This window comes from Acidobacteriota bacterium (assembly GCA_030774055.1).
Lineage (GTDB): Bacteria > Acidobacteriota > Terriglobia > Terriglobales > Acidobacteriaceae > JACPNR01.
Map to the genome: position 1 here is coordinate 1 of JALYLW010000023.1, position 8,672 is coordinate 8,672.

9 protein-coding genes and 1 tRNA gene are annotated in these 8,672 nt (G+C 62.7%); 6 read left to right on the forward strand and 4 right to left on the reverse strand.

Going from position 1 to position 8,672, the window contains the following annotated elements; genetic code table 11:
• Positions 1-45 precede the first annotated feature (45 nt).
• On the reverse strand, positions 46-1,626 hold the full coding sequence (locus M3P27_02030) for a hypothetical protein (protein MDP9267089.1): 1,581 nt from the start codon (positions 1,624-1,626) through the stop codon (positions 46-48).
• A gap of 179 nt (positions 1,627-1,805) precedes the next feature.
• Here M3P27_02030 and M3P27_02035 point away from each other — a divergent pair, with 179 nt between their 5' ends.
• A complete protein-coding gene (locus M3P27_02035; protein MDP9267090.1) occupies positions 1,806-2,678 on the forward strand; it encodes a hypothetical protein in 873 nt (290 codons plus the stop codon).
• Here M3P27_02035 and M3P27_02040 read toward each other — a convergent pair.
• Entirely contained in the window at positions 2,659-3,750 is a 1,092-nt protein-coding gene (locus tag M3P27_02040) for a diguanylate cyclase (GenBank protein ID MDP9267091.1), read from the reverse strand. The two genes, M3P27_02035 and M3P27_02040, sit on opposite strands and share 20 nt — an antisense overlap.
• A complete protein-coding gene (locus tag M3P27_02045) occupies positions 3,750-4,460 on the reverse strand; it encodes a GNAT family N-acetyltransferase (GenBank protein ID MDP9267092.1) in 711 nt (236 codons plus the stop codon). Before M3P27_02045 ends, M3P27_02040 begins: the two co-directional genes overlap by 1 nt.
• A 149-nt stretch (positions 4,461-4,609) precedes the next feature.
• Between M3P27_02045 and M3P27_02050 the strand changes: the two genes are divergently transcribed.
• From M3P27_02050 to M3P27_02060, 3 genes are all read left to right on the forward strand, one after another.
• Positions 4,610-6,025, forward strand: coding sequence for a histidine-type phosphatase (locus tag M3P27_02050; GenBank protein MDP9267093.1), 1,416 nt, complete (start codon positions 4,610-4,612; stop codon positions 6,023-6,025).
• 105 nt (positions 6,026-6,130) lie between these two features.
• A complete protein-coding gene (locus M3P27_02055) occupies positions 6,131-6,508 on the forward strand; it encodes a VOC family protein (GenBank protein MDP9267094.1) in 378 nt (125 codons plus the stop codon).
• A gap of 34 nt (positions 6,509-6,542) precedes the next feature.
• A tRNA-Leu gene (locus M3P27_02060) sits at positions 6,543-6,631 on the forward strand.
• A gap of 24 nt (positions 6,632-6,655) precedes the next feature.
• Here the strand turns inward: M3P27_02060 and M3P27_02065 are convergent.
• Positions 6,656-7,057 (reverse strand): hypothetical protein, encoded by a 402-nt coding sequence (locus tag M3P27_02065; GenBank protein ID MDP9267095.1) that lies wholly within the window; start codon positions 7,055-7,057, stop codon positions 6,656-6,658.
• A gap of 311 nt (positions 7,058-7,368) precedes the next feature.
• On the opposite strand from M3P27_02065, the gene M3P27_02070 reads away from it, so the two are divergent.
• Both M3P27_02070 and M3P27_02075 read left to right on the forward strand, forming a co-directional pair.
• Positions 7,369-8,202 (forward strand): DUF4190 domain-containing protein, encoded by an 834-nt coding sequence (locus M3P27_02070; GenBank protein MDP9267096.1) that lies wholly within the window; start codon positions 7,369-7,371, stop codon positions 8,200-8,202.
• 224 nt (positions 8,203-8,426) lie between these two features.
• On the forward strand, positions 8,427-8,654 hold the full coding sequence (locus M3P27_02075) for a hypothetical protein (GenBank protein MDP9267097.1): 228 nt from the start codon (positions 8,427-8,429) through the stop codon (positions 8,652-8,654).
• The last annotated feature ends 18 nt before the right edge of the window (positions 8,655-8,672 follow it).

The window sequence follows — 8,672 nt, forward strand, 5'->3', positions numbered from 1 at the left end:
GCTTCGAACCTTGCACATGCTTGGGGGGGGAACAGCCGGCCGGGACTAGACCGGGTCGAACTCGCCTGCGCGGATCATGTCTTCACTGATCCGCCGCGCCCGCGGGAATGTCTCCCGCTCGGACTCCTTCGCTTCCGATGGCAGCTCGCGCAAGATCCGTTCCAGCTCCTCGTCGAACAGCTTGGTGACGAACTCCGGCGTGTGCTCCACGGGCTTGCCGGTGGCGTCGTCCACGATCTCGACGTGGTCGCGATGGCGGATGCGCTGCGCGATCATCAGCCGATAGATGCGGTCGGTCGCCAGGTCTTCCATGTAGCCATCGAGCAGGCTCGCGCCGCGTCCGTTCAACACGCCGTTGCGATAGCGGATCACCGTGCGCACCGCCGCCCGCGTTCCCGCCAGCGTCTTTCTTCCCACGTCCTTGGGCGCGGGACGCAGGTCGGGGTGCGCGTTCGCACTCTGCGGACGCTTCCCCATCTGGTTGGGCTGCGGGAACTGTTTCACCGCGATCTCGTTTTGGTCGGGATGACCTGTCCAGGCGCCGTCCATCAAGCAATCCGCCTCGTTCTTCTTGTCCTTCTCGAGCACGGCGAGCGCGCGCGCGTTCAGCTCGGCGTCCACGCGGCTGGGATAGAGCGCCGTCATGCCGCCGATGGCCATCGCACCGTGTTTGTGGCAGATCTCCGGCATCAGCGTGCGCAGGTTCTGGAAGAACGCCACGTCGTGCGGGATGGTGTTGCGGTCGGGCAGCACCCACTCGGGATTCGCAAGGTTGAAATGGATCAGGCTCGCCATGTAATCCCAGCGTCCGAGATTCAATCCCATGATGTGGTCGCGCAGGTTGTAGAGGAACTCTTCCATCTGGAAGGCCAGCGGATGCGACTCCACCAGTGCGAAGCACCGGATGGAGCCCTTGGGCAACCCCTTCATCCGCCCCAGTTCCTGGAACACATCACGCCACCACAAGGCTTCCTCCGCCGACTCTGACTTCGAGATGTAGAAAACCACCGGATGCTTCAGCACCTTCACATCGGCTTGGTGGACGATATACACCACATCTAACAGCGACGCCGAGACCACCTCGCCCTTGATCAGGCCGGCCTGCGAGATGTGCAGGCCGCGCGCCCGCGTCATCAGCACCGTCTTGCTGTCCTTTACCTTTACTTCGGTGTTGCGTTTCTTGTCGAAGTAGCTGAGCTCGCCGGCGAGCGCGGCCAAAGTGTTCTTGTAGCCCGTCATCAAGTTAGGCCACGCGTTCGCCATCGAATCTTCGAGGTCGATCATCACTCCCGGCGCACCCGAGTTCAGCATCTTTACCACCAGCTCGGCGTCGTCGGATGGCCCCGTCATCTGGTTGCGCTGGTCGTGCGCCCACTCCGGCACCTCGATGTGCCAATCAGAGGTCGTGGCCGTGGACGCCGGCAGATATGTCGGTAGCTTGCCTTGCTGCGCTTGCTCGAGCACCTGCGCGCGTTTCGTCAATAGCTCCTGCTGCCTCGGCGTGAAGCGCTGGTGCAACGGCAGGAAGAACTCCCAAAAACCTGCGGGGAACCCGCGCGCCGGGTCGAAGTCGGCGGGAGCGGTGTTCATGCGGGGATCGAGACGCGGCTCGGTCAGGAGAGCCATAGAATTCCCTCGTCTGAGATTAAGAGTGTTAAGGCCGGGTTGTCCCGCGAGTCTACGCTTCGGCTGCCAATATGCACCACCGCTTCGGCGGGACAACTCCGCGCGCGTGCCCCGCTTCCATGCTTAGTACGAGTTTCCCCGGCGCGACCGGCGGCAGCTCTGCACGACCGCTCGTCAAAGTGAGCAAACAAGCACAGGTCGACGTGCCCGCCGCGGTATATAAACGACAGATGCGCAAGTTCCTTATCGCCGTACTGCTGTTTCCGCTGTTTCCGCTGCTTCCGCTCACCGCGATGGCGCAGGCGGCTCCGGCTCCCCGCCAACCCGACCTGCGCGACCTGATGCAGCACGTGATCCAGCGTGCCCAGTGGGAGAAGGAAAACAAGCTCGACACCCGTTATCGCTGGCGCCAGAACCGCGTGGTCGAGAAGTACGACCAGGACGGCAACATCCAGGACCGCACCGAGCTGCTCTTCGAGGTTATCCCCGCCGCCGACAAGACCACGTATCACATGCTCGCGAAGAACGGACGCCCGCTGAGCGGCGGTGAGCAAAAGGCGGAGGAAGACAAGGAAGCGAAGTCCACCGCTTCACTCAAAAACACGAAGCAGAGCGCCAAGGACCAGAGTGTCGCCATCGACGCCGACTTGCTCTCGCGCTTTACCTTCGCCTACGCCGGAGAAGAGGCGGTCGCCGGCCGTAAGGCGTACGTGCTCAGCTTCACGCCCAAGCCCGGCCCGCTCCCGGAGACCCGCCGCATGGACCGCGTGTTGAACCACTTGCGTGGCCAGGTGTGGGTGGACCAGCAGACTTACGCCGTCTCCAAGGTGGACATGGCGCTCACCGAGCCGGTGAAGTATTTCGCCGGCCTCGGGGTAGTGCGTTCCATGCACCTCAAGATCGAGATGACCGCGCTTGACAAGAACGTCATGGTACCGCAACAGACTTGGGTGGAATACGACGCGCGCGCTCTCTTCACCAACACCAAAGTGCACCAGCACTCCGTCTATTCCAGCTACCAGCCCCTCACCACTACCGCGGCACAGCGCTGAACACCGCGGCGCACGTGCGGTTCCTGCCGCCGTGCTTGGCGCCGTAGAGCGCCTGGTCGGCAGCGGAAAGCAGCGTCTCCGGGCGGTCTTTTTCAGTCGGCTGGTAGAAAGCCACTCCCACGCTGATGGTCACCACCCGGTTCCCGGAAGTCGCCGCCTCGTGCGGCAAGCCTAACTTCTCCACCTGCTGGCGCAGTCGTTCTGCGGTGGCGATCGCCGCCTGCTGGTCGCTTCCCGGCAGCACCACCACGAACTCCTCTCCGCCGTAGCGCGCGACCACGTCCGAGGCGCGGCCCAGCGTCTGTTTCAGGGTCTCCGCCACTCGCTTGAGACAGTCATCGCCGCCCTGGTGTCCGTAACGGTCGTTGTATTTCTTGAATTCGTCGATGTCGATCATCAACAACGCGATGGGGCCGCTCACACGCGTGGCGCGCCGCCACTCCCGCTCGTACACGTCTTCGAACTGCCGCCGGTTGGCCACGCCGGTGAGCCCATCGGTGCGCGAGAGTTCTTCGAGACGCCGATTCGCATCCGCCAGCGCGCGGTTCGCTTGCTGCGCCTGCTGGAACAGACGCGCACTGTGGATGGCGCCCGCGATCTGGTCGGCGATGGTCTGCACCAGCGGCAACTGGTCGTGGAATTCGCGCAGCCGCGTGCTCTCCAGGTTGAGGATCGCCACCAGCTCGCCGCGGTGCAGCACCGGGACGCAGAGCTCCGAGCGCGTTCCCGGCATGGTCTCCACGTAGTTCTTCGCCGTGCGCACGTCGTCCAACAGGATGGGGCGCGCCAGCGTCGCGACCTCGCCCACCACCCCCGAGCCCAGTTCGCGCCCGTAGCCCACATCGATCTCGGTGGGCTGCGTGGTCGTCACCGCTTCGCAGGTGAAGTGCTTGCGGTCGCGATCGACGGTGACGCAGGCCACGAACTCCCAGCCGAATTTCTGCGCCAACGCGTCTGTGATGCGCTGCAGCATGGGGCGCAGCTCGAGGTCGAGCGTGGCAATGCGCACGATCTCGTTCAGGATCTCGAGATGTACTCCCCGTTCCCGGGGCGATGGTTTCTTCACTGCCATCAGGAAGCGCTGCTGGCCTCGGCTTTCAATTCGTGCCGCAGGAACGCCGTGGGACGCCCCTTCACGTGCTCCGCCTTCACCAACAGCGGATTCAGCCACTCGATGACCGCCGCGTATCCCATGCTCTCGGGATCGTCGGACAAGTAGTGCGGCACCACCGCGACCACGTGGAAGCCTTCGCGCAGCTGGAAACTGAGCGTGGGATCGTGTAACTGCCCTTCCACCACCAGTATCACGTAGTCGGCGGGCTGATGCGTCGCCGCGTAACGATGATAATCGCGCAAGCGCGCGCCCGCGCGGATACGCAAAAGCCCCAAGCCCTCCGCCACATCGCGGCGCGCGGCGTAGAGCTTGTCGCCCACACCATGGTGCTGTACCCGCGGATCCACCATCACCTCGGCGCCATAGAGCGTGCGGCCTTTGGGATCGTGATTGGTAAAAGCGCCGTCGGCGGTGAAGCGCTCCCAGCTGTCAAGCATCTTGTAGTCTTCCCAGCTCACCACCAGGCTGGCGCACATCCCCACCACGTGCTCATCCGCGCCCTGCAGCGCTACGAACTGTCCGTCGGGAAAAACCTTGCGGTGCGAGGCGAGTTGCTCCGGCGTCCACGGCGCCGTATCGGGATAGGTGACGCGGCAAAGCTCGATGATCTGGGAAAAGTGCTTAGGCTGGGTGTTGACGACGCGGACTTCATCCCCGGAAACGGTCATATGTGGCGCAAATGTATTCTGGGTCGCGGGCGAATACAAGCCGCTTTGGATCACTGGTCTTCGAATATTGGCCTTCGAATATTGTCCCGAATCCCGTTGACCCCTTCGTGCGCTGCTTCTATGCTTCGCGCGCCTCCACGAAAGGAAAAATGACGCGCCGCCTCGCACTCCTGTTTCTCGTCGTCTGCTTCGGCCTCGCGCTGTCGCTGGAAGCGCAGTCCGCGCCGGCCGCTCCCGCCGACAATCTCCAACTCGAGCAAGTCGTGCTTGTCAGCCGCCATGGCGTGCGCTCGCCCACCAACACAAGGCCACCGCTTGCGCAAGTCGCCGCCGAACCCTGGCCCACCTGGCCCGTCGGTCCCGGCGAGCTCACACCGCACGGGCAGCATGCGGCCACGCTGATGGGCGCCTACTATCGCTCGGCCTTTGCGCAAGCTGGGCTGCTCGCGCCTGCGGGCTGTCCGCGGGCCAACGACCTCTATGTGTGGTCAGACGTCGAACAACGCACACGCCTCACCGCGCAAGCGCTCATGGACGGCATGTATCCGGGCTGCGGGCTCAAGCCGAACACGAAGCCCGACCTGGAGAAGGACGACCCGCTCTTCCATCCCACAACTACTGGCGTCTGCAAGGTCGATGGCCAGACCGCGCGCGCCGCGATATTGGGACGCATCGGCGGCGGAAACAGCGGCGGCGACTTCACTGCGCTGCTGCGGGCCTACGCCGAACAGTTCGCTCGCATGCAGTCGGTGCTCAAGTGCTGCGCGCCCACACTCTGTGCCCCGGGAAGCGCGAGCTGCACGCTGGCGCAGGTACCCGCAAGCATCAGCGCGGAAGGCCGCTTGCAAGGGCCTATCCCCATCGCCTCCACCGCCACGGAGATCTTCCTGCTGGAATACGCGCAAGGTTTGCCCGCCGACCAGGTCGGTTGGGGACGCGTCGACGAGTCCACGCTTCGTTACCTGATGCAACTCCATCAACTCCAGTTCGAGCTTGCCGAGCGCACGATGTATCCCGCGCAGCGTGCCGGGTCGAACCTGCTCGACCAGGTGCTCAGCACGCTGCGCGCGAAGGTGAGCGGCCCGAAGTTCAGTCAAACGACCGCACCGCGCGCCCAGGCTCCGGCAGCGTCAAAGACCGTGCTTTACGTCGGGCACGACACCAACATCGCCAACCTCGGCGGCATGCTCAACGTGGACTGGTTGCTCGAGGGCTACCAGGCGAATGAGACGCCTCCGGACGGCGCCATCGCCTTCGAGCTTTTCCGCGGAAAGCCGGCACCACAAATGAAGACGCCGCAGTACTTCGTCCGCCTCTTCTACTACGCGCAATCACCCGCACAACTGCGCGAGGCGACGAAGCTCGATGCCACGCATCCGCCCTCGCGCGCCGAGATCACCATCCCCGGCTGCGCCGCCGCGGCCGCGAAGGCCGGTGCCGGCATGGCTTGCCCATGGCCCGTCTTCGAGCGCATCGCCGCCGCTGCCATTGACCGCGAGTGTGTCGGTGGTGGTTCGGCTACGGCGCAGAAGCGGATAGTTCCAACAGGAGGCGCAAGTAAATGAAGATGGTGATGGGCCTACTGGGGCTGCTGTTTTTGGCTGGCTGCTCAAGAGCCAAGAAGGAACCACTGGTCGTGGTCGATGGGTGGTGGAAGGTTGGAGAATCCTATGCTTGATCACATTATTCTGACCGTGAGCGACGTGGAGCGCTCGCTTAAGTTCTATAGGGCAGCACTTAAGCCTTTGAAGGTAAAAATGTTCGTGCCCTACAAAGGCGCGGTCGGACATCCAGATCTCTGGGGCTTTGGTGATGGCCAAAAGGCATTTTTCTGGCTGAAACAGGGTAAGCCTGATCCAGACTCGATCCACTGGGGCTTCATCGCAGAAAACAATAAAACGGTAGACGCCTTCTACAAGGCTGCGATTGCTGCGGGCGCAAAGGACAATATCTCGCCTCGTGCCCGTCTGGAATATTATCCCGGCTATTACGCCGTGGACGTGTTTGATCCAGATGGCTACACGTTTGAAGTGGTTCACAAGAGCTAGTTTCGGTGAGTGCAGCTATTCTTAAGCGGTAAGTGCCTGGGTGGCGAAACTGGCAGACGCACGGGACTTAAAATCCCGAGTCCCGAAAGGGACGTGAGAGTTCGAGTCTCTCCCCGGGCACCAGTTCTGCGGTTCTGATTCTGAGGATTACTTCGGGTTCGCTGCGCCGGGGATCCCCATCTCGTCTCCCATGGCGCGCTGTTTGGCTTCAAGTTCGACGAGCGCCTTATCCAGCTCGTCCGCTACGCCAGCGATGTGCTTGGCGCCCGGTCGTCCCGCTTCCCGGGTGAGGGCCTTGTCTTTCTTCGTGACCTCGGAACCCGCCTTCTCCAGCTTTTTGCTGAAGTCTTTCAGCCCCGCCTTCTGCTCCGGTAAAAAGCTCTTCACGAATGTCTGGTTGTCATTCTGGGCTTCTTGCACGGCGCTGCTCAGCTGCTCAACGTGCTGGGATAATCCCGGGTTCGTCGCCTTCTCGCCCAGCAACAGAAGCTCGCGGGCTTGCTTCTGGGCAGCCTCGACGCTCTTCGTCATACGCTCGAACTGGTCCACCTGGTCAGGGGTGGCCTGGACAGCGAGCGCCCGCCGGAGGCCCTTCGTGTCGTCAGTGTTCGGCGCTCCCCCCGCCGAGCGTCCTCCACCGCCGCCGCCGCGCCCTCCCCGACGTTGCGCCAACGCGGAGTGCGGGCCAATCAGCAGCATGATCCCGCAGGCTAGCCATGCCAATCTTTTCACCGGAGCAAGAACCCGACTCCCCGCGAATAGTTCCGGTCTTCTGACGAGGGCCAGACCGCGAAACAGTTGACCCCCACCTCTAAGCGCAGTACCCTGCGCCTTCCTCATCCCATCCTGGAGGGTCGCCCGTGTATTGCAATACCTGCGGAGCCGCCAACGAAGACAAAGCCAACTTCTGCGTGAACTGCGGTTCGCGCCTGCTCGCGCAAACCGTGGTCGTGAATCCGGCGCAGGTGATGGCCGGTGCCGCAACGCCGCCCCCGTCGCCACAGATCCCGCCGGCGCAGATGCCGCCCGCGGTCCTAACACCCTCGCAGCCCGCGGCTGCGGCGTGGCAGCCGGGCGCTCCGCAAGCGCCGCAGACCAGCGGCAAGGCCGTGGCCAGCCTGATCCTCGGCATCGCCAACGGGCTCTTCTTGTTTTTCTTCTTCCCGCTCGCCATCCTGGCCATCGTCTTCGGGCACATCTCGCGCTCCGAGATCGCGAAGAGCGCAGGACGCCTCAAGGGCGCTGGCATGGCGCTCGCTGGACTCATCCTCGGCTACGCCAGCCTGACCATCTTCCCCCTGCTGATCATCGCCGCCATTGCTATTCCCAACCTGCTCAGCGCACGGCAATCGGCGAACGAGTCCTCGGCCGTGAGTTCGATGCGCACCATCAATACCGCCGCCGTCACCTATATGGCCAGCTACCCGGACAAGGGATATCCGCCATCCCTCGAAACCCTGGGGACCGCTCAGTTCATCGACTCTGAGCTCGCGACCGGCGAGAAGCGTGGCTACCGCTTCACCTACACCCCCATCGACGCCAATGGTGACGGAGTCAACGAAAGCTATGTCCTGAATGCCGACCCCGTCACCCCCGGAACCACCGGCCGCCGCCACTTCTTCAGCGACGACACGGGGATTATTCGGTACGACACCGCACAGATGGCCACCAAGGAAAGCCAGCCGCTTCAATGACTTACAGACCACATTGAGGTAAAATGGAGATTTCCCGTCTGAATGATGGTTCAGTTTTGGCATTGCTTTTTGGGCAAAATCTGCTAATCTGTGCCGTTTCACCGGGGTTCGTGGGTCTCTCAGGGCAACGATTTTCCGCTCGCGTGAATCCGCAAGCCTCTCGGCCGAATCCAATCTCTTGGCAATATTTATAGCAATTAATCTTAAAAAGGCAGAACGCAATCATGGCGAAGCGTCGCGGAAATCCGAACTGGGGCAAGCCGGAGCCTATTGGCCCGATTATCCCGGTGGTGACCTCCTTCGAACAGGCGGTCAAAGAATTCAAGCTCACACCCGACCAATACCTGCGGTCGACGCGGCTGCGCGAGTGGGCGCGCCGTAACAAGAACTCGAAGTTCATCCCGGAGACCTTGCTCCAGGCTTGGGGCTTCGAGATCGAGTCCACCCTCTAAGCACACGCTGCAATGGAA

What these genes read in the sequence shown, in the direction of transcription:
- M3P27_02030 (MDP9267089.1), bottom strand. Translation starts at nt 1,626, where the DNA reads ATGGCTCTCCTGACCGAGCCGCGTCTCGATCCCCGCATGAACACCGCT.
- M3P27_02040 (MDP9267091.1), bottom strand. Translation starts at nt 3,750, where the DNA reads ATGGCAGTGAAGAAACCATCGCCCCGGGAACGGGGAGTACATCTCGAG.
- M3P27_02045 (MDP9267092.1), bottom strand. Translation starts at nt 4,460, where the DNA reads ATGACCGTTTCCGGGGATGAAGTCCGCGTCGTCAACACCCAGCCTAAG.
- M3P27_02050 (MDP9267093.1), top strand. Translation starts at nt 4,610, where the DNA reads ATGACGCGCCGCCTCGCACTCCTGTTTCTCGTCGTCTGCTTCGGCCTC.
- M3P27_02055 (MDP9267094.1), top strand. Translation starts at nt 6,131, where the DNA reads ATGCTTGATCACATTATTCTGACCGTGAGCGACGTGGAGCGCTCGCTT.
- M3P27_02075 (MDP9267097.1), top strand. Translation starts at nt 8,427, where the DNA reads ATGGCGAAGCGTCGCGGAAATCCGAACTGGGGCAAGCCGGAGCCTATT.